Here is a 23519-nt window from a genome sequence, read left to right on the forward strand (position 1 = left end):
TTCCGCATGGGCGGGAATGGCTGTTCTTTATTGGAGCCTGTAGGAGCGGGCTTGCCCGCGACTGTGTCGTTGCAGCCTCGATCGCGGGCAAGCCCGCTCCTACAGGGCAGCCTCAGGTCAGGGCGCCGTGGCAGTTCTTGAACTTCTTTCCCGAGCCACAGGGGCAAGGATCGTTGCGGCCGACTTTCTGCTGTTCGCGGACGAAGGTTTCCGGGCGCGGCGGCGGTGCCGGTGGCGGCGTCAGGCTGCGCGGCGGCGCCTGCGTTTCCGACTCGGCCCGCGTTTCTTCGGCGACGGTCGCCGGCGCCTCGTCGTGCTGGAACTGCAGCGGCCGCGCTTCCTGCAGGCGGCGCTGCTCTTCCATCGCCGCGACTTCGGCCTCGGTCTGCATCTGCACGCGCGACAGCATCGAGATCACCTCGTGCTTGAAGCGCGACAGCATGTCGTTGAACATCGTGAAGGCTTCGCGCTTGTACTCCTGCTTCGGGTCTTTCTGCGCATAGCCGCGCAGATGGATGCCCTGGCGCAGATAGTCCATCGACGCCAGGTGCTCACGCCAGAAGTTGTCAAGCACCTGCAGCGACACCGCCTTCTCGAAGTGCTCCAGCGGCGCGGCGCCGATCTTTTCCTTCTTGTCTTCGTAGGCCTTGGCGAGCTCGTCGGCGATGCGACGGCGCAGGCCTTTTTCGTCCAGATCCTTTTCGTTCTCGAGCCAGTCCTTGATCGGCAGCGACAGCGAGAAGTCCTTGCGCAGGCCCTCCTCGAGGCCGGCGACGTTCCACATGTCTTCGACCGACTGCGGCGGGATATGCACGTCGATCACCGCTTCGACGACGTCGCCGCGGATGTCGTCGATCATCGGCGTCACGCGCTCGGCGCCCATCAGCTCGTCGCGCAGCTCGTAGACCGCCTTGCGCTGGTCGTTGGCGACGTTGTCGTATTCGAGCAGGTTCTTGCGAATGTCGAAGTTGTGCGCCTCGACTTTGCGCTGCGCCGTTTCGATCGCGCGCGTGACCCAGCGATGCTCGATCGCCTCGCCCTTTTCCATGCCCATGCTCTTGAGCATGGTGCGCATGCGCACCGGCGTGAAGATGCGCATCAGCTGGTCGTCGAGCGACAGGTAGAAACGCGTTGCGCCCGGGTCGCCCTGACGGCCGGAGCGGCCGCGCAGCTGGTTGTCGATACGCCGCGATTCGTGACGCTCGGAACCGATCACCAGCAGGCCGCCGGATTTCAGCACCTCGTCGTGACGCTGCTGCCATTCGGCTTTCGCCGCGGCGCGCGCCTCGACATCTTCGGCAGGAATCGTGTGCAGCGTGGCTTCCAGCGAGCCGCCGAGCACGATGTCGGTACCGCGGCCGGCCATGTTCGTCGCGATGGTCACACCGCCTTTACGGCCGGCCTGGGCGACGATGTCGGCTTCGCGCTCATGCTGCTTGGCGTTCAGCACTTCGTGCACGATCGCTTCTTTCTTCAGCAGCCCCGATAGCAACTCGGAAGTCTCGATGCTCGCGGTGCCGACCAGCACTGGCTGGCCTTTCGCGTGCGCTTCCTTGATGTCGTGAATCACCGCGTCGAACTTTTCTTCCGCGGTCATGAAAACCTGGTCGCCGCGATCCAGACGGATCATCGGCCGGTTGGTCGGGATCACGACCACTTCCAGGTTGTAGATGTTCTGGAACTCGTAGGCCTCGGTGTCGGCGGTGCCGGTCATGCCGGACAGCTTTTCGTAGAGGCGGAAGTAGTTCTGGAAGGTGATGCTCGCCAGCGTCTGGTTTTCCTGCTGGATGGTCACGCCTTCCTTGGCCTCGATCGCCTGGTGCAGGCCATCGCTCCAGCGGCGGCCGGCCATCATGCGGCCGGTGAATTCGTCGATGATGATCACCTGGCCGCCGCGGACGATGTACTCCACGTCCTTGCGATACAGGTTGTGCGCGCGCAGCAGCGCGTTGAGGTGATGCATCAGGATGATGTTGGACGCGTCGTACAGGCTGTCGTCCTCACCGAGCAGGCCGGCGGCGCGCATCGCGTTCTCGACGCTCTCGTGGCCCTGTTCGGACAGATGCACCTGCTTGGATTTTTCGTCCGCCCAGAAATCGCCCTCGCCTTCTTCTTCCTTCTGCCGCTTGAGCTTGGGGATGAAGGCGTTGATCTTGCGGTACAGCTCGGGATCGTCGTCGGTCGGGCCGCTGATGATCAGCGGCGTGCGCGCCTCGTCGATCAGGATCGAGTCGACTTCGTCGATGATCGCGTAGTGCTGGCCGCGCTGGACCTTGTCGCCGCGCGAGAACGCCATGTTGTCGCGCAGGTAGTCGAAGCCGAGTTCGTTGTTCGTTGCATAGGTAATATCGGCAGCGTAGCTCGCACGCTTCTCAGCCGGCGACTGGCCGGGCACGACGACACCGACGGTCATGCCAAGGAAGCGGAAGATGCGGCCCATCCACTCGGAGTCGCGACGCGCGAGATAGTCGTTGACGGTCACGACGTGCACGCCCTTGCCGGTCAGCGCATTCAGGTAGGCCGGCAAGGTCGCCATCAAGGTCTTGCCTTCACCGGTGCGCATTTCGGCGATCTTGCCGTCGTTGAGCACCGCGCCGCCGATCAGCTGCACGTCGAAATGGCGCATGCCCATGACGCGCTTGCCGGCCTCGCGCACCGTGGCGAAGGCCTCGGCGCGGATGGCGCCCAGCGACTCGCCCTTGGCCAGGCGCTCGCGCAGGCGATCGGTCTGCGCCGCCAGCTCTTCGTCGCTGAGCGCGGCGATCTTCGCCTCAAGCGCAGCGACCGACTTCACCACCGACTGTAAGCCGCTGATGATGCGTTGATTCCGGCTCCCGAAAACGCGAGCAAGCCAGGTATTCAGCATAGGGTTTCTTGATCCGTGGGGCTGCGGACGCGGCAGCGGAATGCTTCAGCCGGGCGCGGACCCTTGACCACGGATCCTGACGCCCTAGCCGCTTATTATGCACTGGCTATGGGGGCATCCGCGCGGTCGTTCAAGAGCCCTACGATCTGGTCCCTCGATACGCCGCTGAAGCGGCTACTCGGGAAGAACGGGGTGCGCTGTGCTTTTCGAGGCGTATCGACTGACCGGATTGAAACCGCCCTGCCCCGATTAGCCGCTTCAGCGGCGTATCGAGAGGTCAGCGCGCCGCTTCGATATACCGCTCCGGATTGACCACCTTGCCGTTGAGCAGCACCTCGAAATGCACGTGCGGGCCGGTCGAGCGGCCGGTGTTGCCGATGCGGGCAATGGTCTGGCCCTTGATCACGCGATCGCCGATTTTCACTGCCAGGCTGGAATTATGGCCGTAGCGCGTGACGTAGCCGTTACCGTGGTTGATCTCGACCAGCTTGCCGTAGCCCTCGTGCTCGCGGTCGCCGGCGTCGGTGACGATGCCCGCCGCCACCGCCATGACCTCGGAGCCGACCGGACCGGCGAAGTCCATGCCTTCGTGCATCGCGGTGCGGCCGCTGAAGGGGTCGCTGCGCAGGCCAAACAACGAGGAGATGTAGCCGTTCTCGATCGGCCAGCCGGAGGGCCGCACCTGCTTCTGCAGGCGGCCGGCGAGCAGCAGATCCTCGAGCACGCGCATCTGCCGTTCGCGGTCGCTGAGCTTGCGCTCGAAGGCGTCGAGCGAGGCCAGCACCGGGTCACCGGCCAGCAATTCGCCAGACGCCGGCACTTCCGGGCCACCGACCGGCGGCGGCGCGCTGAAGTCGAATTCGCCCGCTTCCAGGCCGGCGATTTCGGTCAGCCGCTGGCCGGCGGCGTCGAGCCGCATGATGTGGGATTGCAGCTGGGCAATGCGGCGAGAGAACGCCTGGGCGTTTTCGACCGCCGATTCGCGCGCCTTGGCCAGCTCCACGCGCTGCTCGCGCACTTCCTTGGACCAGGCGCCGACCAGCTTGGACGGCATCACCGAGGACTCACCGCGGCTCAGGTAACCGGTGAAGAAAGACAGCGAGCAAACCGCGAACACGCCCAGCGCCAGTGGCAACCATGCGAGGATGTTCCCCGGAGCGAGCTTCACGCGCCAGGTTTTGCCCCGCGTGTGGCTGACGACGATGATATCCATTGAAACGCTGATCCCTATGCAAAACGATGCCCCGCCCCTGCTCAGCCGGCTGCGAACGCAAGCATCCCCGTTGCGTGATCTGATCGATCACGCGGAGCGGATTTCCGCTCTGGATCAGGCATTGCGGCAGTGGACACCGGAGCCCTGGTTCCAGGCGATCCGGCTCGCCAACATCCGTGGCGACACCGTCGTCCTGTTCGCCAGCAATGCGGCGGCTCTGGTCCCTCTGCGCTATCGCCAGCAGGCTCTATTGAGCTATCTGCGTGAGCACCTTCGGATTCCATGCACAAGGCTGGAAACGAAAGTCAAGCCGGATGTTCACAAAACGTTCACCGCCGGTTAAGCCGAATATACGTTCGGGTTGCTCCATCAGGCAAGCGGAAATCGGACTTAAGCTCGATGGATTGACCAGCGGTAGCTCCGAGAGGAATCGTTGAGTTGCTGTGTCAAACAATTAAACAATGCTGCCATTGCGCAGCATTGCGAACTCAGGCGTGGGCCAGCGCCCCACGCACATAGGCGATCGGCGGCTCGGCGCGATCTTGATCGAAGCTGACGTATTCCCAGGCCGACTCGTCGGCCAGCACCGCGCGCAGCAGCTTGTTGTTGAGCGCGTGGCCGGACTTGTAGGCGGTGTAGGCGCCGATCAGGCTGTGGCCGCACAGGTACAGGTCGCCGACCGCGTCGAGAATCTTGTGGCGGACGAACTCATCCTCGAAACGCAGGCCTTCCTGGTTCATCACGCGGTATTCGTCCAGCGCCACGACGTTGTCCAGGCTCGCGCCGAGACCGAGGTTGTGCGCGCGCAGCTGGTCGAGTTCCCGCATGAAACCGAAAGTGCGCGCTCGCGACACTTCACGGACATACGAGGTGCTGGAGAAATCCACGGTCGCGCTCTGCCGTGCGGTCTTGAACACCGGGTGCTTGAACTCGATCGAGAAATTCAGGCGAAAGCCGTCGTAGGGCTCGAAGCGCGCGAACTTGTCGTCTTCCTGCACCTGCACCGGCTGCTTGATGCGGATGAAGCGCTTGGCCGCGTCCTGCTCGTGGATGCCGGCAGACTGGATCAGGTAAACGAAGGGGCTGGAGCTGCCGTCCATGATCGGCACTTCCGGCGAGGACAGCTCGATCACGCAGTTGTCGATGCCCATGCCGGCAAGCGCCGACATCAGGTGCTCGACGGTGGCGACACGTACCTCGCCCATGACCAGGGTGCTGGACAGCGTGGTTTCGCGGATCAGGTCGGCACGCGCGGGGACTTCCACCGGCGGCGACAGGTCGATGCGGCGGAACAGAATGCCGGTGTCCGGGCCCGCCGGCAGCATCGACATGTAGACCTTCTGGCCGGAATGCAGACCGATGCCGGTGGCCCGGACTGCCTTCTGCAGGGTGCGTTGCTTGACCATTCTTTTCATGCTTCCCAACCAGGCGTTCGGTGGGGCCGGAAACGAGCAGGCACGACCGATAGGGCTGTATAGCCGGCTAGTTTAACACGAGCCAGGCGACGGACTGTTCGTCAGACCCTCGACGAGGCCTGTTTACGCCATGCGCCGGCGTAAACAGTAGTTTCCGCAGCGGGCGATCCCGGGTTTGACCCGGGCTACTCGAATGCGAACCCTAGCCCGGGTGAAAGCCGGGGTACAGGCCTGGGAAAATCTCAATCCGCCTGCTGGCGCAGGAAGGTCGGGATGTCGAGCAGGTCTTCGTTGAGTTCGAGCGCGTGCATGTACGAGGGCATCGGCTTGGCCGCCGCGGTGGCCTGTCCGCCGCCGCCGTGCGAAACCGAGGGCTCCGACCGGGTGCGCTGCGGCATGCCCGTCAGGGTCGGTACGCCGCTGCTTTCCGGCCGCACGAACTGCGTGACCTTCGGCGAGGCGTGCACCGCCGGCTGCAGCGCCGCGGACGGCCGCATCACCAGGCCGGTCGCAACCACGGTCACGCGCAGTTCGTCGCCCATCGCCGCGTCGATCGACACGCCGAACTTCATGTCGGCATCTTCCGAGCCGATCTTGCTGACGCGCTCGTTGACCAGCTGCAGCTCCTTGCGCGTCAGCGAGCCACCGTGGGTCAGCGTGACCAGGATGCCGCGGGCGCCGTTGAGCTCGATGTCGTCGAGCAGCGGGCACGCGAGCGCCGCTTCGACCGCGCGCTCGGCGCGGCCTTCGCCATTGGCCGAGCCCAGGCCCATCATCGCCATACCGCGATTGCTCATCACGGTCTGCACGTCGGCGAAGTCGACGTTGATTTCGCCCGGGTTGGTGATCAGGCCGCTGATGCCCTGGACCGCGTTCATCAGCACTTCGTCGGCCTTCTTGTGGCACTCGGTGACGGTCATGTCTTCCGGCATCACCAGCTGCAGCTTCTCGTTCGGAATCACGATCAGCGAGTCGACGTGCTTCTGCAGCTCCTCGATGCCGCGGCGCGCCACTTCCATGCGCTTGCCGGATTCGAAGCTGTAGGGCTTGGTCACGACCGCAACGGTCAAAATGCCCATTTCCTTGGCGATCTCGGCGATCACCGGCGCCGCGCCGGTGCCGGTGCCGCCGCCCATGCCGGCGCACAGGAACAGCAGGTCCGTGCCCTCCAGCAGTTCGCGGATGATGTCCTTGCTCTCGAGCGCCGCGGCGCGGCCCTTCTCGGGGTTGGAGCCGGCGCCCAGGCCGCGGGTCAGGCTGGCACCGAGCTGGACGATGTTCGTCGTCCGGCATTTCTCGAGGTGCTTGCGGTCGGTGTTGGCGGCGAACAGCTCGATGCCGTCGATCTTCGCGTCGACCATCTCGTTAACCGAGTTGCAACCACCGCCGCCGACGCCAATGACGCGAATCACCGCATCCATCGGCTGGCCGTCAACGATCTCGTACAGCTCGTTCATTCTTCCTGCCATGGTGAACCTCCATCGCTCTGCAACAAATCCCTGATGAACCTACGCAGGCTGTGATGATTTCTCGGCTTTTACGCAGAGTTTGATGTTATTTAGTGTGAACACATGAACAACTAAATGCAACACTTAATAACACTTCGCGCTACTTCACCGGAACCGTCCCAACCCTCCTGAATTGCTTGGGGTTTCTTAGGCGACTGCCTAAAAATTCCCCTTGAACCACTGACTTACGCGTTCAAACCAGTAGCCGGCACCGCCCTCGCTGCGCAGCTCGCGGGGCGGCTGGTACTGACGGCCGTACAGCAACAGTCCAACCGCACTGGCGTAAGCCGGATTGCGGGTGACGTCGCGGACACCGGTCACGTTGTGCGGCAGGCCCAGACGCACCGGCAGCTCGAACACTTCCTCGGCCAGCTCCTGCACGCCCGGCAGGTAGCAGCCGCCGCCGGTGAGCACGACGCCGCCGGCGACCTGGTCGTACCAGTCGCTGCGGTGCAGCTCCTTGCGGATCAGCCGGAACAGCTCCTCGTAGCGCGGCCGGATCACCTCCGACAGCGTCAGGCGTGACAGCCGGCGCGGCGGGTTCTCGCCCACCGACGGCACCTCGATCTCCTCGTCGAAGGCGATCAGCTGCGGCAGCGCGCAGCCAAACTTGAGCTTGATGTCCTCGGCGGCCTGGGTCGGCGTACGGAAGGCCACCGAGATGTCGTTGGTGACCTGATCGCCGGCGACCGGCAGCACCGCGGTGTGACGCACCGAGCCGCCCTTGAACACCGCGATATCGCTGGTGCCGCCGCCGATGTCGACCATCGCGATGCCCAGCTCGCGCTCGTCCTGCTGGAGCACCGCGTAAGCCGAGGCCAGGTGGTTGAGACACAGCTTGTCGACATGCAGGCCGCAGCTCTCGACGCATTTCTGCAGGTTCTGCGCCGCCGACACCGAGCCGGTGACGATATGCACGCGCGCTTCCAGGCGCACGCCGAACATGCCCACCGGCTCCTGTATGCCTTCCTGGCCGTCGACGACGAATTCCTGCGGCACCACGTGCAGCACTTTCTGGTCGGCCGGGATCGCCATCGCGCGGCCGCCTTCGATGACGTTCTCGACGTCTTTCTCGGACACTTCGCGCGAACGCACCGGCACCACGCCGACCGAATTGTGGCTCTTGATGTGCGTGCCGGAGATGCCGACGTAGACCGACTGCGCGCGGCAGCCGGCCATCAGCTCGGCTTCCTCGACCGCGCGACGGATCGACTGCGTGGTCGCCTCGATGTTGACGACGACGCCGCGCTTCAAACCGCGCGACGGATGCGTGCCGAGGCCGACGATCTCGATGTGGCCTTCGGGCATCACCTCGCCGACCACGCAGACGATCTTCGACGTGCCGATGTCGAGGCCGACCAGCAAATTGCGCGCTTCGCGCTTAACCATCCTTGTTGTCTCCTAGAGTCGCGGGTGCGGCTGCTTTCGCGCCCGCCTTGCCGTCAGTGGCGTTCTTGCCGGTCGCGGCGCGGCTGATCCAGCCGATCGCAAAGCCGTTGGTGTAGCGCAGGTCGACATAGGCGACGTCGGCAAGACGCTCGCCCAGCGACGCCGGCAGCGCGCCGAGCAGCACCGTGAGCTTGTCCGCCGCAGTGCCGGGGCCGAGCCTGAGCTCGATGCCGCGCAGCGTCTGTGCGGTCCATTCGCCGCGCGCGTCCAGCTGCAGACCGCTCAAAGCCAGCGGGGTTTCCGCCAGCGCCTGCGACATCACGCGATACGTGTCGATCACCAGCTTCTCGTTGCCCGCGGTGCCGGCCAGCCGCGGCAGCTTCGCCACCACCGCTTCCGGCAGATCGCCGACCGCCGGCGTGAACGCGACCGAATCGGTATCCAGCAGCGAATCTGCGTTCCAGCGCGCATAGGCCTGGCGTTCCCAGACACGCACGCGCACGCCGGTCGGCCAGACGCGCTCGACCCGCGCACGTGAAACCCAGGGCAGCGCGGCGACATCGTTGCGGATCGCGGCCAGGTCGACGCTGAAAAAACCCTGGGCGAGATGGGCGGCGGTGACGGCGCGCACCGACTCCGGCGAGACGCGGTCGAAATGCCCTTCGATCTGCAGCCGGCTCAGCATCGGCTGGCGCCACTGCAGCGCCAGAATCAGCAGGCCGATCGCGAGAATCGCCAGGCCCAGACCGGGTAACCAGCGCGGCAGGCGCAGGTTGATCGTCGCAGCGGAAGGCAGCGGCAGCGCGCGAGCGCCGCGGTCAAACGTAGTCGCCGGCATCAGTCGGCCTCCGAAGGGTTGAGCGTGTTTGCAACCGTGGTTTGCAGAATCCGCCAGCACAGGTCTTCGAACGACAGGCCGACCGCGCGCGCCGCCATCGGCACCAGCGAATGCGAGGTCATGCCCGGGACCAGGTTGGCTTCGAGCAGCCAGGGCTCGCCGTGTTCGTCGAGCAGAAAATCGACGCGGCCCCAGCCTTCGGCGCCGAGCAACTGGAAGGCGTCCAGGCACAGCGCGCGGATGCGCTTTTCCAGCGCCTGGTCAAGGCCGCTCGGGCAGTGATAGCGCGTGTTGTTGGAGATGTACTTGGCGTTGTAGTCGTAGAACTCGCCGTCAGGCTCGATGCGAATGATCGGCAACGCTTCGCCGTCGAGGATCGAGCAGGTGTATTCACCGCCACTGACCATGCGCTCGGCCAGCACCACGCGCGGGCGGTCCTCGTATTCACCGGCAGCACGGCGATACGCAGAGACGGCAGAGGTCGCGAACTTGACCTTGCTGATGCCGACGCTGGAGCCTTCCGCGGCCGGTTTGACGAAGTAAGGGAAGCCGAGCTTGATCCCCGCATCGAGCGCGTCTTCGTTCGAGCGCAATACCAGCCAGTCCGGCGTCGGCAGGCCCTCGGATTTCCAGATGCGCTTGGTGCGCAGCTTGTCCATCGCCAGCGCGCAGGCGAGCACGCCACTGCCGGTGTAAGGCAGCGCCAGCAGATCGAGCACCGCCTGCACGGTGCCATCTTCGCCGCCGGTGCCGTGCAGCACGTTGAACACGCGATCGAAGCCTTCGCTCTTGAGCTGGAACAGCCGCTCCGGCGTCAGGTCGACGCCCAGCGCGTCGACGCCACGAGACTGCAGCGCGGCCAGCACCGCCTCGCCGCTCCAGATCGCCACCTGGCGTTCGCTGGACCAGCCGCCGAGCAAGACCGCGACCTTGCCGAAATCTGCCGGGTTGGTGACGGTGCTCATGCCGCGACTCCAATGATGCGCACTTCGGGCTGCAGATCGATGCCGGTTTTGTCGCGCACGACATCGCGCACGGTTTGAATCAGTTGCTCGACATCGGCGGCGCGCGCGCCGTTTTCCGTGACGATGAAATTCGCGTGCAGGGTCGACACTTCGGCACCACCGATGCGCCTGCCTTTGAGGCCGCAGCTTTCGATCAGCCGCGCCGCGTGATCGCCCGGCGGGTTGCGGAAGGTGCTGCCGGCGCTGGGCTTGCCGACCGGCTGTGTCGCCTTGCGCCGCGCCAGCCATTCGCGCGTGACGCGCTCGTGTTCGCCCTGCTCGTCGGCGCCGACGCGAAAGCGCGCGCCCAGAAATCCGAGCACACCGCTCGGTGCTTCGACGTGACGGTACCCGGTTTGAAAATCGCCCGGCGACAGCCATTCCGCGCGGCCGTCGCGATACACCACTTCCACCGCGATGACCTGCGGCCAGGTCTCGCCGCCCCAGGCGCCGGCATTCATCGCCAGCGCGCCGCCCACGGTGCCGGGAATGCCCGCCATGAAACCCAGGCCGGCGCGCTTCTGGTTCTGCGAATACTTGGCGAGCCGCGCGCAATGCACGCCGGCCTCAGCATAAATTTCGTGGTCGCCGGCCGCAGCCAGGCCATCGAGCGCGCCATGCAGACAGATCACCGTGCCGCGCACGCCGCCGTCACGCACCAGCAGATTGCTGCCCAGGCCGAGCCAGGTAACCGGCTCGCGCGCCGGCAGGCCGGCGATGAAGGCGAGCAGGTCTTCGCGATCCGCCGGCTCGAAGTAGCGATCCGCCGGGCCGCCGACTTTCCAGCTGGTATGCGCGGCCAGCGGCTCATCAACGAGCAGCCGTCCGCGCACCGCAGGGTGCCTGCGCGCGGCGCTCATGCGGCGCTCCCGAATTTTTTGACCACGGCGGCCGGCAGGCCACCGATGTCGCCGGCGCCGAGGCTCAGCAGCAGATCGCCGTCCTGCAGCACGTTGACCAGCGCTTCCGGTACATCGGCGACGCTGCCGATCAGCAGCGGCTCGACCTTGCCGCGCGAGCGGATGCAACGCGCCAGGCTGCGGCTGTCGGCATTGGCGATCGGCTCTTCGCCTGCCGCGTAGACATCGGCCAGCAGCAACGCGTCGGCGTCCGACAGAATCTTGCAGAAATCGTCGAACAGATCGCGCGTGCGCGAATAGCGATGCGGCTGGAACGCGACCACCAGGCGGCGATGCGGATGCGCGGCGCGCATCGCCTGGAACGTCGCCGCGATTTCGCGCGGATGATGGCCGTAGTCGTCGACCAGCCAGGCCGTGCCGCCGCGCGGCAGCGCGATGAAACCGTGCGGCTCGCAGCGCCGGCCGATGCCCTGGAACTCGAGGAAGGCCTTGCGGATCGACTCGACATCCACCCCCAGCTCGAGACCGATGGCGACTGCGGCCAGCGCGTTCTGCACGTTGTGCAGGCCGGGCAGGTTCAGATGCAGTTCGGCGCGCACCGGCGCACCGGTGGCGTCGGTGGCGATCAGCGTGAAATCGCTGCCGCTGCCGACCGCGCGCAGGTTTTCGGCACGCACGTCGGCAGCCGGATTCAGGCCATAGGTGCGCGCCGGCCGGCCGATGTCGGCGATCAGTTCGTTGATCACCGGATCGTCGACGCACAGCACCGCCAGGCCGTAGAACGGCAGCCGGTGCAGGAACTCGACGAAGGTCGCTTTCAGGCGCGAGAAATCGCCGCCGTAAGTCTCCAGATGATCGGCGTCGATGTTGGTGACGGCGGCGATCACCGGCGACAGATGCAGGAACGAGGCATCGCTCTCGTCGGCTTCCGCCACCAGGTAATGGCCGGCGCCGAGCCGCGCATTGGTGCCGGCGCTTTTGACCTTGCCGCCGATGACGAAGGTCGGATCGAGTCCGCCCTCGGCCAGCACCGCGGCGACCAGGCTGGTCGTCGTCGTCTTGCCGTGTGTGCCAGCGATCGCGATGCCGTAACGGAAGCGCATCAGCTCGGCGAGCATCTCCGCGCGGCGTACCACCGGAATGCGATGGGCGTGGGCGTAGGCGACTTCCGGATTGCCTGCCTTGACCGCAGTCGAGACCACCACCACGTCGGCGCCTTCTGTGTTGCTGGCGGCGTGGCCGAAGAAGATCTGCGCGCCGAGATCGATCAGCCGCTGCGTCGCGGCGCTGGCCTTCAGATCGGTGCCGGACACGGTGTAGCCGAGATTGATCAGCACCTCGGCGATGCCGGCCATGCCGGAGCCGCCGATGCCGAGCATATGCACGCGACGCACGCGACGCATGCGCGCCGGCGTCGTCGGCCGCGCTTCGGGCAGAGACGACGTCACCATGACTGGCCTCCGGCGGTCAGCACTTCGGCGGCGATTTCGCGCGTCGCCAGAGGCCAGGCCTTGGTGCGCGCGATTTCGGCCATGCGCAGCAGCTTGGCGCGATCGCCGAGCAGGCCGCGCAGCAAGGCTGCGAGACGCTCGGCATCGAGCTCGCGTTCCTGGATCAGCACCGCGGCACCGGCCTCGGACAGATGCCGCGCGTTCGCGGTCTGGTGATCGTCGACCGCGTAAGGAAACGGCACCAGCACCGAGGCGACACCGGCGGCGCAGAGTTCGGCGATGGTCGACGCACCGGAGCGGCAGACGACGAGATCGGCCCAGGCATACGCGGACGGCATGTCGTCGATGAAGGTTTCGATGCGCGCCATCACGCCGGCATTCGCATAGGCCGCGCGCGCGACGTCGTAAGTGCGGCCGGCCTGATGGCGGATCTGAGGGCGCGCGGTTTCCGGCAGCAGCGCCAGCGCCGCCGGTACCAGCTCGTTCAGCGCTTTCGCGCCCTGGCTGCCACCGAGTATCAGCAGGCGCACCGGGCCATGACCGTCGTCGGGACGCAACGCAGCGCGCTCGGCCGGCGACGGCAGTTCGGCGATCGCCGCACGTACCGGATTGCCGACCGTGGTCGCATGGCGGAAGGTTTTCGGGAAGGCTTCGAGCACTTTGCTGGCGAGCAGCGACAGCGCGCGATTGGTCAAGCCAGGCGCCGCGTTCTGCTCGTGCACCACCAGCGGAATGCGCATCAGCCGCGCCGCGAGTCCGCCGGGGCCGGCGGCGAAACCGCCCATGCCGAGCACCACCTGCGGACGCCGACGCGCGAGGATCGCCATCGCCTCGCGCAGCGACTTCCACAGCAGCAGCGGCGCACTGAGCAGCGAGCGCAGGCCCTTGCCGCGCAGGCCGCGCACCGGGATCGTCTCGATCTCGAAACCCTGCGGCACGACGGTGCGCGCCTCGAAGGAATCGGGCGCGCCCATCCACACCACTTCGTGGCCGCGAGCGCGCAGTTCGTGCGCGATCGCCAGCGCAGGAAACACGTGCCCGCCGGTGCCGCCGGCCATGACCATGATCTTCATGCGCGGACCTCGCGCATGGCTGTCCCCTCTCCCGCACGCGGGAGAGGGCGCGGCGCAGCCGCGTTGCGGCCGGCAAAAGCCCCTCTCCGCCCGCTGCGCGGGACCCTCTCCCGCACGCGGGAGAGGGGAATGCCGGCGAGGCACGACAGCATCACTTGCGGGCTCCCTGCGCTGTCAGGCGATTCTCGTAATCCACGCGCAGGATCAGTGCGATCATCACCATCACGCAGACCAGCGAGGCACCGCCGTAGCTGATCAGCGGCAGCGTCAAACCCTTGGTCGGCAGTGCGCCCATGTCGACCGCCATGTTGATCAGCGCCTGCAGGCCGAGCCAGGTCGACAGGCCATAGCAGACGTAGGCCTTGAAGCGTTCATTGGCGCGCTCGGCGACGCCGCCGATGACGAAGCCGCGCCACACCACCAGGCCGAACAGCGACATCAGCACCAGAACGCCGAGCAGGCCGAATTCCTCGGCGAGAATCGCGAAGATGAAGTCAGTGTGCATTTCCGGCAGGTACAGCAACTTTTGAATGCTGTTGCCCAGGCCGACGCCGGTCCACTCGCCGCGGCCGACGGCGATCAGGGAATTCGCCAGCTGCCAGCCGCCGTTGTTGATGTCGGCGAAGGGATCGCGAAAGCCCATGATGCGGCGCAGACGATAGGCCTCGGCGACGGCGACGATGGTCAGCGCACTGCCGCCGGTGACCATCAGCACCAGCAGATGCCAGAGCTTGGCGCCGCCGAGAAACAGCATCACGAAGGCGACGGTCAGCAGGATCACGGTGGAGCCGAAGTCCGGCTCCAGGATCATCAGCGCGCCGGCGAACAGCAGCGGCAGGAACGGCATCAGCAGGCCGCGCCACTGCGTTTGCAGCCGCGCCTGCCGGCGCACGATGTAGCCCGCCAGATAGACGATCAGCGCCAGGCGCGCGAACTCCGAGGGCTGCACGCGAATGATCTTGAAATCGATCCAGCGCCGCGCCGCGTTGACCTTGATGCCGATGCCCGGAATCAGCACCAGGATCAGCAGGCCGACCGCGATGAACGCGATCAGCGCGCTCTTGCGCTCCCACACGTGCATCGGAACCAGATAGGCACCGAACGCCGCCACACCACCGACGCCGACGAACAGCAGCTGGCGCCAGAAATAATAGAACGGGGCGCCGGTCATCTTTTCGGCCTGCGCGACCGAGGCCGAGGCGACCATGACCAGGCCCCAGGACAGCAGCAGCGCGACGCCGGCGCACATCGGGCCATCGAGGCCGACGCGGGCGCGCGGCAACGGCAGATTCATTTGCGTCATGCCGGACAGGCTGAAACTCATGCGAGCGCTCCGACAGCCTGGGCAAAGCGCTGACCGCGCTCGACGTAATTCTTGAACTGATCGAGCGAGGCGCAGGCCGGCGACAGCAGCACGCGATCACCGCGCTGCGCCAGCTGATGCGCGCGGCGCACCGAGGCGGCGAGATCGGCTTCGCGATACACCGGCAGCGCGCCGTAGATCGCGCGCTCGATCAACGCCGCGTCGGCGCCGAACAGGATCGCGGCGCGACCCTTGTCCGCGAGCAGCGATGCCAGCGGCGCAAAATCCTGGCCCTTGCCCTGGCCGCCGCCGAGCCAGACGATCGGCCCGTCCAGGCCCTGCAGCGCGGCGAGCGTCGCGCCGACATTGGTGCCCTTGGAGTCGTCCAGATAAGTCACGCCGTCGATTTTGGCGACATAGGCGCAGCGATGCGGCAGGCCGCGGAATTCGCTCAGCGCCTGCAGGCTGGCGTCGCGCGGGATACCGGCGGCGTCCGCAAGTGCGAGTGCGGCCAGCGCGTTGGCGGCGTTGTGCAGGCCCTGGATTTTCAGCTCGGAAAAGGCGATCAGCGCCTGGCCCTTGTGCATCAGCTGCTGCCCGGCATCGAGTGCGTAATCAGCGGATGCATCCAGAGCGAAGCTCAAGGCACCGGCTGGCGCGTGCCGCATCACCAGTGCGTCCTCGCAATTCACCACCGCGATTTCGGCATGCGCAAAAATGCGCGCCTTCACCGCAGCGTAGTGCTCCATGCTGCCGTGGCGATCCAGATGATCCTGCGACAGGTTCAGGTTGGTCGCGGCGCGCAGCTTCAGATGATGAGTGGTCTCGAGCTGGAAGCTCGACAGCTCCAGCACGTAGAGCTGTGCATCGTCGGCGAGCAGATCCAGCGCCGGCGTGCCGAGATTGCCGCCGACCCGCACGCGCAGTCCGGCCGCATTGGCCATCTGCCCGACCAGGGTCGTCACCGTGCTTTTGCCGTTGGAGCCGGTGATGCCGATCACCGGCGCGTTCGCGGCACGCGCGAACAGCTCGATGTCGCCGATCACCGCAACACCGGCTGCGATCAGCTCGCGCACGAAAGGCTCTTCCAGCGACACGCCGGGCGACACGATCGCCTCCCTGAACTGCGTCAGCGGACGCGGCGCGTCGAATGCGCCGAGATGGAATTCGACGGCTGAAAAATCGCTGCGAAGCGTGTCGATTCCGGGCGGATTCAAACGCGAATCGGTAACCACCAGCTGCGCACCGGCGCGCGACAGATAACGCAGCGTCGACACGCCGGACGCGCCCAGGCCGACGATCAGCAGGCGCTGATCGCGATAGCGTTCGGCAGAGGCGGTCAGTGTGCTCATTGGTATTTAGCGGATCTTCAGGGTCGACAGGCCGATCAGCACCAGGATCAGAGTGATGATCCAGAAGCGCACGATGATCTTCGGCTCCGGCCAGCCCTTGAGTTCGTAGTGGTGATGCAGCGGCGCCATGCGGAAGATGCGTTTGCCGCCGGAATACTTGAAGTAGCCGACCTGCAGCATCACCGACAAAGTCTCGGCAACGAACACGCCGCCCATGATCACCAGCACCAGTTCCTGGCGCACCAGCAGCGCGACCACGCCGAGCGCGGCACCGAGCGCGAGCGCGCCGACGTCGCCCATGAAGACCTGCGCCGGATAGGCGTTGAACCACAGAAAGCCAAGGCCGGCGCCGCCGATCGCGGTGCAGAAAATCGCCAGTTCGCCGACACCGGCGATATACGGAATGCCAAGGTAGTTGGCGAACTTCACGTTGCCGGTGGAGTAGGCAAAAATCGCCAGCGCCGACGCCACCAGCACGCAGGGCATGATCGCCAGGCCGTCGAGGCCGTCGGTCAGGTTCACCGCGTTGCTGGTGCCGACGATCACCAGATACCCCCAGAGCACGAAGAACGCGCCCAGCGGAATCGTCACGTCCTTGATGAACGGCAGGATCAGCGTGGTTTCGGTCGCGCTCTTGGCGGTCAGATAGATCGCCAGCGAAGTGCCGAAGCCGGCCAGCGACAGCCAGAAATATTTCTGCCGCGCCGTCAGCCCCAGGTTACGGCGATGCTTGATCTTGATGTAGTCGTCGGCGAAACCGACCAGGCCGAAGGCCATCGTCACCAGCAGCGCGAACCAGACGAAGCGATTGCTCAAATCGGCCCACAACAAGGTGGCGATGCTGATCGCGGCGAGTATCAGCACGCCGCCCATCGTCGGCGTACCGGTCTTGGCCATGTGCGACTTCGGCCCGACCTCGCGAATCACCTGACCGAACTTGAAGTCGTGCAGCTTGCGGATCATCAGCGGCCCGAACACGAACGAGAAGATCAGCGCGGTCAGCACGCCCATGATTGCGCGCACGGTCAGGTAGCCGAACACGTTGAAACCGCTGATATGCGGCTTCAGAAATTCGGCCAGGTGGTAGAGCATTAGTGTGAGTCCCCGTTTTGCGCCGTGTCCGCGCCGACCAGCGCGTGGACCACGGCATCCATCCGCGCCGAGCGCGATCCCTTGACCAACAGCGTGATATCGGCTGCCGGTTCTTGTTGTAAGTCCTGTTCGAGCGCGGCGATCAGCGCTGCGGTGTCGCTGAAAATTTTTGCGTCGCCGCCGAAGCCGGCCGCGTAATGCGGCGCCAGAGCGCCCTGCGCGTAGAGCCGATCGATGCCGAGTTGCTTCGCGGCGCGGCCAGCTTCCTCATGCAGCTGCGGCGTCGCCGCGCCGAGTTCGGCCATGCCGCCGAGTACCGCCCAGCGCCGGCCCTTCTGCGTCGCCAGCAGTTCCAGACCGGCGCGCAGCGAAGTCGGATTGGCGTTGTAGCTGTCGTCGATCAACCGCGCGCCCTGCAGCGTGGTCTTCCAGCCGACACGGCCGGCCGCGCCCTGCACTTGCCCAAGGCCGGCGGCGATGCTCGCCGCATCCATGTCCAGCGCGACGCCGCAGGCGGCGGCCGCGAGCGCGTTGGCGATGTTGTGACGACCCGGCAGCGGCAGCTCGACTTCGGCACGGCCGCTGGGCGTGATCAAGGTGAAGCGCGAGCCGTTGCGACCGTCGGCAAAGGCCATCACCTGAAAATTTTCGGCACGCACATCGGCGCCCGCGGCGAAGCCGAACATCAGCTTGCGCGCCGAGCCCGCCAGATCACGCCACAGCGCCGCGTAGGCATCGTCGGCATTGATCACCGCGGTACCGCGCGCGCCGAGCGCGGTGAACAGCTCGCCCTTGCTGCGCGCGACGCCTTCACGCGAGCCGAAGCCTTCCAGGTGCGCGTCGCCGGCCTGGGTGACGACACCGATGTCCGGCCGCGCCAGCGATGACAGTTGCGCGATCTCGTGCGGATGGTTGGCGCCCATCTCGATCACCGCGGTGCGGTGCTCGGCGCGCAGCCGCGCCAGGGTCAGCGGCACGCCGATGTGATTGTTCAAATTGCCGATCGTGGCCAGCACCGGGCCGCGCGCGGCGCACAGCGCGGCGAGCAACTGCTTGGTCGTGGTCTTGCCGTTGCTGCCGGTGACGCCGATCACCGGCGCCTTGAACGTGCTGCGCCAGGCGCAGGCGTAATCCTGCAGGCCGCGCAGCGTATCGGGCACGACGATCTGCGGCAGATCGGCATCGACGCGCTGCGACACCAGCGCACCGGCGGCGCCGAGGCTGGCGGCGCGGCGCAGGAAATCGTGGCCGTCGAAGCGATCGCCGACCAAGGCGACGAACAGGTCGCCGCGCTGCAACTGCCGCGTGTCGCTTATCACGCGATCGAAGCTCGCGTCGACGCCGACGAACTCGGCGCCGATGCGCTGCGCTGCTCGCGACAGCCGTTCCATGGAAGACCCGCTCATGCGCGCACCCGATCGCCGACTAGTTCGGCGACGAAGGCACGATCCGAGAACGAACGACGCTCGTTGCCGACGATCTGATAATCCTCGTGGCCCTTGCCGGCGATCACGACGACGTCGTCTGCGCCCGCTTCGGCAATCGCGGTGCGGATCGCTTCCGCGCGATCGTGAATCACGCGATAGCGGATCTGCGCCGGAATGCCCACACGGATTTCATCGGTGATCGCCTCCGGCGATTCGCTGCGCGGGTTGTCGTCGGTGACGACCAGTACGTCGGCCTGCGCCGCGGCGGCCGCGCCCATCAGCGGCCGCTTGCCGCGATCGCGATCGCCACCACAGCCGAACACGCACCACAGCTTGCCGGCGGTATGCGCGCGCAGCGCTTTCAGGATCTGCTCCAGCGCCTGCGGCGTATGCGCGTAATCGACCACCACCAGCGGCGCCGCCTTGCTGCCGCGAAAGCCTTCGATGCGGCCGGGCACGGTATGTGTCTGCGCCAGTGCCGCGATCGTGTCGCTGAGCGAAACATCGGCCGACAACAACACCGCAGCCGCGGCCATCAGGTTGTAGGCGTTGAAGCGGCCGAGCAGCCTGGCGTCGAGCTGCGCGCTGCCGGCATGCGTGTCCAGCCTCATCGACAGGCCGGCGCCATGCAGACGCAGATCGCGGCCAATGACCCAGCGCGGCGTGGTCGCGGCCTCGCCGTCGAGTCCGTAAGTGATCACACGCGAACGCGCATCGCCGACACTCAGTTCGGCGATCCACTGCAGGCCGAAGCCGTCGTCGCGATTCAGGATCAGCGCACGGCCGTCGTCGACTTCGAACAGCCGGCGTTTGGCCGCGGCGTAGCGTTCCTGCGTGCCGTGATAGTCCAGGTGGTCGCGCTGCACATTGGTCAGCGCGACCGCATTGAATTCGACCCCGCCGACGCGATTCTGATCCAGCGCATGCGAGGACACTTCCATCGACACCGCGGTGCAGCCTTGCTCGACGCTGCTCGCCAGCCAGGCCTGCAGCGACACCGGATCGGGCGTGGTGTGGCTGGCGTCGGTCAGCGCATTGATGCGGCCGTAGCCGATCGTGCCCAGGTAGGCGCAGGGCCGCGCAATCTGCTCGAAGGCCTGCGCGACCAGGTGCGCGGTCGACGTCTTGCCATCGGTGCCGGTGACACCGAACACGAAAGCTTTCTTCGACGGCTCACCGTAGAAACGCGAAGCGACGACACCGATGTTCTGCTGCAGATGCGGCGCTGCGAATTCCGGAATGTCGCAATGCGGCGCGCTGACGCCCGGCGCCGGCTCCCATGCAACCGCAGCGGCGCCGCGCTCGATCGCCTGCTCGATATGTGTGAGGCCATGCGCGGCGCTGCCGCGCGCCGCCAGGAACAGATCGCCGATCGCGACGCGGCGCGAATCCAGCGCCAGGCCGGTGATTTCGATATCGGGCGCCGCCGCGCCGAGGCCGGCGAACAGGCGCGCCATGGAGACGCGGCGCGCGCTCACGGCGCGGCTCCGACGCGAATCACGGCTTTCGCGTTTTCCCTTCTCCCTCCGGGAGAAGGTGTCCCGAAGGGACGGATGAGAGCCTTGGAGTCCGCGCTATCGGCAACACCCTCACCCCTGCCCCTCTCCCGGGGGGAGAGGGGTTGTTGCAGCGAGGCAACGGTGTTCGTCGGCTGCGTCGCCGGTACCACCGGCACCGGCGACAGCGGCAGCTGCGGCATCAGCGGGCCGGGCTCGTCCGGCGCGATCTGCAGCAAGCGCAAGCCGCCCTGCATCACCGTCGAAAACACCGGCGCGGCGACGACGCCGCCGTAATAGCCTTCGTCCGCATGCGGCTCGTCGATCAGCACCAGGCCGACTAGGCGCGGGTGTTCCGCCGGCACCATGCCGATGAACAGCGACTGATACTTGTCCGCCGCATAGCCGCCGGTGTCGGCGACCTTGTGCGCGGTGCCGGTCTTGCCGGCGATGCGATAGCCCGGAATCGCGGCGCGGATCGCGGTGCCTTCCTTCGACACCACGCCCTGCATCAGGCGCCGCACTTGCTGCGCGGTCGCGGCGGACACGGTGCGCTGCGGCGGCTGCGGCGCGCTGTCGTTGACCAGATGCAGCTGCGACATCAGGCCATCGTTCGCCAGGCCCGTGTACGCGCGCACCAGATGCAGCGCGGTCAGCGACAGGCCGTAGCCGTAGGACGCGGTCGCGGTCGCGATCTGGCCCCACTCGTTCCAGTTGCGCAGCGTCGACGAGGCTTCGCCCGGAAAACCGGAATGCACGGCTTCGCCGAAACCGAACTTGGAGTAGCCCGACCACACCGCTTCCGGCCCGATCTGCAGGCCGATTTTGGCGGCACCGACATTGGACGACTTGGTCAGGATCATGCCCAGATCCATGTCGCCGTGCGGATGCGTGTCACGCACCGTCAGCGCGCCGACTTTCCACCAGCCCGGGCCGGTGTCGTAGTGCGAACTCGGCGTGACCGCGCCCATTTCCAGCGCCTGCGCGATCAGCAGCGGCTTGACCGTCGAGCCGGGCTCGAAGGTGTCGATGATCGCGCGATTGCGCACCGCGCCGGGCTTGCGTTCATCCGGATTGTTCGGGTTGAAACCCGGCTGGCTGGCCATCGCCAGGATCTCGCCGCTCTGCGCGTCGGCGACGACGACGAGGCCGCCCTTGGCCTTGAACTTGGCGACCGCGTTTTTCAGCTCGCGGTAGGCCAGATATTGCAGGCGCAGATCGATGGTCAGGTTCAGATCCTGGCCGGGCTGCGCCGGCTTCTGATCCTCGGTGTCTTCGACGATGCGGCCGCGCGCATCACGAATCACGCGGCGCGATCCGGCGATGCCGGTCAGCAAGGTGTCGCGCGCCGCCTCCATGCCTTCCTGGCCGCGGCCGTCCATGTTGGTGAAGCCGACCAGCTGGCCGGCGACTTCGCCGGCCGGGTAATAGCGGCGATATTCGCGCTGCGAAAACACGCCCGGCGCTTTCATCGCCATGACCCGCTTGGCGTCGTCGGGGTTCATCTGCCGCTGCAGATAGACGAACTGCTTGCTGCTGCGATCCTGCAGGTATTTCTGCAGATCGCGCGGCTTCAGGCCCAGCACCTGAGCGATCGCCGGCACGTATTCGGGCGCGGCGAGCAGCTCGGCCGGCACCGTCCACACCGAATCCACCGGCGCCGACAGCGCCAGCGGCTCGCCGCGACGATCGCGGATCGCGCCGCGATGGCCTTCGAGCACGACGGTGCGCACGTGGCGCTTGCTGCCTTCCTTGGACAGGAAATCGTTCTCGACGATCTGCAGCTGGAACGCACGGCCGAACACCGCGATCGCGCCGATGCTCAGCAAGCCGAGCACCAGAGCGCGGCGCCACGCCGAGACGGCCTGCACTTTTGCCGGCGTCGTCACACTGCGATCGGCCGCGTGCGAGCGCGTGCTTCTCATCGCGCGCCCCCGACCGGATCGCGCAGCGCTCTCTTCGGCTGCTCGACGACGACGTAGTCGCGCGGTTCGGACATGCCGAGCTGATCGCGCGCCAGGGTTTCGATGCGCGCGTGATGCGCCAGCGCGGCTTCTTCCAGCTGCAGCTGCGACCACTCCATGTCGAGCCGGTCGCGCTCGGTGCGCAGGCGCTCGACTTCGGTGGTCAGCAGGCGGTTTTCATGCTTGACGTAAACCACGCCAAGCGCGAGCAGGATCGCGAGCAGCGCCAGCAGTAGCGGGATTGCCAGGCTGTCGCGCGACACCGGCGACGGCATGCGCGGCTTGGTTCTCGCGGCGGCGCTCATGCCTTGCGCTCCGCCACGCGCAACACCGCGCTGCGCGCGCGCGGATTGATCGCGCACTCGGCATCGCTGGGGAAGGCGCGCGAAATGGTTTTCAGCTCGGGCTTGCCGGCATCTTCCGGGCCGGTGACCTTGGCGTCGCGCATGAAGCGCTTGACGATGCGGTCTTCCAGCGAATGGAAGCTGATCACCGCGAGCCGCCCGCCCGGCGCCAGCACTTCCACCGCCGACTGCAGCGCCTGCGGCAGCACGTCGAGTTCACGATTGATGAAGATGCGGATCGCCTGAAAGCTGCGCGTCGCGGGGTGGATTTTTTGATGCGGCCCGGACATCGCACGCGAGATGATGCCGGCGAGCTGCACGGTACGCGTGATCGGCGCCTCCATCCGCGCCTCGACGATGCGACGCGCGATGCGCCGGCTCAGCCGCTCTTCGCCGTACTGGTACAGCACGTCGGCGATTTCTTCGACGTCGGCTCGTGCGATCCAGCTTGATGCCGGCTCACCGGAGCTGGTGTCCATGCGCATGTCCAGCGGGCCGTCGCGCAGGAACGAAAAGCCGCGCTCGGCGTCGTCGAACTGCGGCGAGGAAACGCCCAGATCCAGCAGGATGCCGCTGATTTTGCCGACGAGGTCGAGCTCGCGCAGCAGCGCGCCGATCTCGCCGAAATTGCGGTGATGGATGCGAAAGTTCGCGCGCTCGCCGAAGCGCTGCTGCGCGGCGGCGATCGCGGTCGGGTCCTGGTCCAGCGCGTGCAGGAAACCCTGGGTGCCGAGCACCTCGAGTATCGCCGCGCTGTGGCCGCCGCGGCCGAACGTACCGTCCACGTAAACAGCGTCCGGCGTGCTTTCGACCGACAGGCCGGCCAGGGATTCTTCAAGCATCACTGGGCGGTGGGTGTCGGTCACGGTGTCTTCAGAACGGAACGGGGCAGCGGCGCCGCGCAGACGCTCGGCTTTGGCAGAA

At 66.4% G+C, this 23519-nt stretch carries 19 protein-coding genes; 1 reads left to right on the plus strand and 18 read right to left on the minus strand.

Annotation, left to right across the window (positions count from 1 at the left end; all coding sequences use genetic code 11):
- Positions 1-112: 112 nt before the first annotated feature.
- Together secA and ACQZF9_RS15500 are read right to left on the minus strand one after the other, a co-directional pair.
- The gene (secA, locus tag ACQZF9_RS15495) at positions 113-2866 is read right to left on the minus strand and encodes a preprotein translocase subunit SecA (RefSeq protein ID WP_428309864.1); all 2754 of its coding nucleotides are present in this window, start codon (positions 2864-2866) and stop codon (positions 113-115) included.
- A 277-nt stretch (positions 2867-3143) separates the two neighbouring features.
- Positions 3144-4079 carry a M23 family metallopeptidase gene (locus ACQZF9_RS15500; protein ID WP_428309865.1) on the minus strand — a complete coding sequence of 312 codons (936 nt, stop codon included), beginning with the start codon at positions 4077-4079 and terminating at the stop codon, positions 3144-3146.
- A 16-nt stretch (positions 4080-4095) separates the two neighbouring features.
- Between ACQZF9_RS15500 and ACQZF9_RS15505 the strand changes: the two genes are divergently transcribed.
- Complete coding sequence (locus ACQZF9_RS15505; RefSeq protein WP_428309866.1) at positions 4096-4422, plus strand: DciA family protein; 327 nt, start codon at positions 4096-4098, stop codon at positions 4420-4422.
- A 145-nt stretch (positions 4423-4567) separates the two neighbouring features.
- Here ACQZF9_RS15505 and lpxC read toward each other — a convergent pair whose 3' ends face one another.
- The 16 genes from lpxC to rsmH all read right to left on the minus strand — a co-directional run bounded on the left by lpxC (position 4568) and on the right by rsmH (position 23437).
- Positions 4568-5485, minus strand: a complete 918-nt coding sequence (gene lpxC, locus ACQZF9_RS15510; protein WP_428313442.1) for a UDP-3-O-acyl-N-acetylglucosamine deacetylase — start codon at positions 5483-5485, stop codon at positions 4568-4570.
- Positions 5486-5736: 251 nt separating this feature from the next.
- Positions 5737-6963, minus strand: coding sequence for a cell division protein FtsZ (gene ftsZ / locus ACQZF9_RS15515; protein ID WP_428309867.1), 1227 nt, complete (start codon positions 6961-6963; stop codon positions 5737-5739).
- A 198-nt stretch (positions 6964-7161) separates the two neighbouring features.
- Positions 7162-8391, minus strand: coding sequence for a cell division protein FtsA (gene ftsA / locus ACQZF9_RS15520; RefSeq protein WP_428309868.1), 1230 nt, complete (start codon positions 8389-8391; stop codon positions 7162-7164).
- On the minus strand, positions 8384-9229 hold the full coding sequence (locus tag ACQZF9_RS15525) for a cell division protein FtsQ/DivIB (protein WP_428309869.1): 846 nt from the start codon (positions 9227-9229) through the stop codon (positions 8384-8386). Before ACQZF9_RS15525 ends, ftsA begins: the two co-directional genes overlap by 8 nt.
- The gene (locus ACQZF9_RS15530; protein WP_428309870.1) at positions 9229-10194 is read right to left on the minus strand and encodes a D-alanine--D-alanine ligase; all 966 of its coding nucleotides are present in this window, start codon (positions 10192-10194) and stop codon (positions 9229-9231) included. The genes ACQZF9_RS15525 and ACQZF9_RS15530 overlap by 1 nt, the downstream gene beginning before the upstream one ends.
- Positions 10191-11093 (minus strand): UDP-N-acetylmuramate dehydrogenase, encoded by a 903-nt coding sequence (murB, locus tag ACQZF9_RS15535; protein WP_428309871.1) that lies wholly within the window; start codon positions 11091-11093, stop codon positions 10191-10193. Before murB ends, ACQZF9_RS15530 begins: the two co-directional genes overlap by 4 nt.
- Positions 11090-12544, minus strand: coding sequence for a UDP-N-acetylmuramate--L-alanine ligase (gene murC / locus ACQZF9_RS15540; protein WP_428309872.1), 1455 nt, complete (start codon positions 12542-12544; stop codon positions 11090-11092). Before murC ends, murB begins: the two co-directional genes overlap by 4 nt.
- Positions 12538-13617 (minus strand): undecaprenyldiphospho-muramoylpentapeptide beta-N-acetylglucosaminyltransferase, encoded by a 1080-nt coding sequence (gene murG, locus ACQZF9_RS15545; RefSeq protein ID WP_428309873.1) that lies wholly within the window; start codon positions 13615-13617, stop codon positions 12538-12540. Before murG ends, murC begins: the two co-directional genes overlap by 7 nt.
- A gap of 151 nt (positions 13618-13768) precedes the next feature.
- The gene (ftsW, locus tag ACQZF9_RS15550; protein ID WP_428309874.1) at positions 13769-14941 is read right to left on the minus strand and encodes a putative lipid II flippase FtsW; all 1173 of its coding nucleotides are present in this window, start codon (positions 14939-14941) and stop codon (positions 13769-13771) included.
- Positions 14938-16272 carry a UDP-N-acetylmuramoyl-L-alanine--D-glutamate ligase gene (murD, locus tag ACQZF9_RS15555; RefSeq protein WP_428309875.1) on the minus strand — a complete coding sequence of 445 codons (1335 nt, stop codon included), beginning with the start codon at positions 16270-16272 and terminating at the stop codon, positions 14938-14940. The genes ftsW and murD overlap by 4 nt, the downstream gene beginning before the upstream one ends.
- 6 nt (positions 16273-16278) lie before the next feature.
- Entirely contained in the window at positions 16279-17364 is a 1086-nt protein-coding gene (mraY, locus tag ACQZF9_RS15560) for a phospho-N-acetylmuramoyl-pentapeptide-transferase (RefSeq protein ID WP_428309876.1), read from the minus strand.
- Entirely contained in the window at positions 17364-18770 is a 1407-nt protein-coding gene (locus tag ACQZF9_RS15565) for a UDP-N-acetylmuramoyl-tripeptide--D-alanyl-D-alanine ligase (protein ID WP_428309877.1), read from the minus strand. The genes mraY and ACQZF9_RS15565 overlap by 1 nt, the downstream gene beginning before the upstream one ends.
- A complete protein-coding gene (locus ACQZF9_RS15570; RefSeq protein ID WP_428309878.1) occupies positions 18767-20269 on the minus strand; it encodes a UDP-N-acetylmuramoyl-L-alanyl-D-glutamate--2,6-diaminopimelate ligase in 1503 nt (500 codons plus the stop codon). Before ACQZF9_RS15570 ends, ACQZF9_RS15565 begins: the two co-directional genes overlap by 4 nt.
- A complete protein-coding gene (locus ACQZF9_RS15575) occupies positions 20266-22212 on the minus strand; it encodes a peptidoglycan D,D-transpeptidase FtsI family protein (RefSeq protein WP_428309879.1) in 1947 nt (648 codons plus the stop codon). The genes ACQZF9_RS15570 and ACQZF9_RS15575 overlap by 4 nt, the downstream gene beginning before the upstream one ends.
- The gene (gene ftsL / locus ACQZF9_RS15580; protein ID WP_428309880.1) at positions 22209-22556 is read right to left on the minus strand and encodes a cell division protein FtsL; all 348 of its coding nucleotides are present in this window, start codon (positions 22554-22556) and stop codon (positions 22209-22211) included. The genes ACQZF9_RS15575 and ftsL overlap by 4 nt, the downstream gene beginning before the upstream one ends.
- A complete protein-coding gene (gene rsmH, locus ACQZF9_RS15585; RefSeq protein ID WP_428309881.1) occupies positions 22553-23437 on the minus strand; it encodes a 16S rRNA (cytosine(1402)-N(4))-methyltransferase RsmH in 885 nt (294 codons plus the stop codon). Before rsmH ends, ftsL begins: the two co-directional genes overlap by 4 nt.
- Positions 23438-23519 lie beyond the last annotated feature (82 nt).

The organism is Hydrocarboniphaga sp., assembly GCF_965279055.1.
Lineage (GTDB): Bacteria > Pseudomonadota > Gammaproteobacteria > Nevskiales > Nevskiaceae > Hydrocarboniphaga.